This window comes from Roseateles sp. P5_E11, assembly GCF_054049355.1.
In genome coordinates, this window is the sequence record NZ_JBFUMO010001198.1 from 1 (window position 1) to 560 (window position 560).

Annotated in this window: 1 protein-coding gene; it reads left to right on the top strand. The window is 61.7% G+C overall.

Annotated features, from left to right (window positions below; all coding sequences use genetic code 11):
* A partial coding sequence (locus ACXJKR_RS34310) for a DUF2200 domain-containing protein (RefSeq protein ID WP_457326666.1) occupies positions 1–329 on the top strand: 329 nt, incomplete at its 5' end.
* Positions 330–560: the final 231 nt, after the last annotated feature.

The following is a 560-nucleotide window of genomic DNA, read 5'->3' on the forward strand; positions in this document are numbered from 1 at the left end:
CCTTTGCCAGGGTGTACCCGCTGTACATCCGCAAGGCCGAGGCCAAGGGCCGGACCAAGGATGAGGTCGACCGCATCATCCATTGGCTCACCGGCTATGACGCCGCAGGCTTGCAGCAGCAACTTGACCAGTCCACGGACTTCGAGACCTTCTTTGCCCAGGCGCCGGCAYTGAATCCCAGCGTGGCCCTCATCAAGGGCGTGGTGTGCGGCATCCGGGTGGAAGAGATCGAAGACCCGCTGATGCAGAAGGTGCGCTACCTGGACAAGCTCATCGACGAACTCGCCAAGGGCAGGGCGATGGAGAAGATCCTGAGGCAGCCGTCGTGACGGGTGCAATCCGGCAGGGCGCTCCCAGGTCCGTTGACGCGTTCTCACACAGCCTCGGCTGATAGCGGACCCGCCGCTTCAGTCAACGCTTCCAATGGAAGCGCCGTGTGACCCTCTGCACCCCCAGGCAAGAAATCATGAAGGCTATGCTTGGATCAAGCACCTGCGGCAACGCCCAGTAGGCATTGGCCTCATCGTTGGGGTAAGGGCAAGAAGAACGCTGGCCAGGAT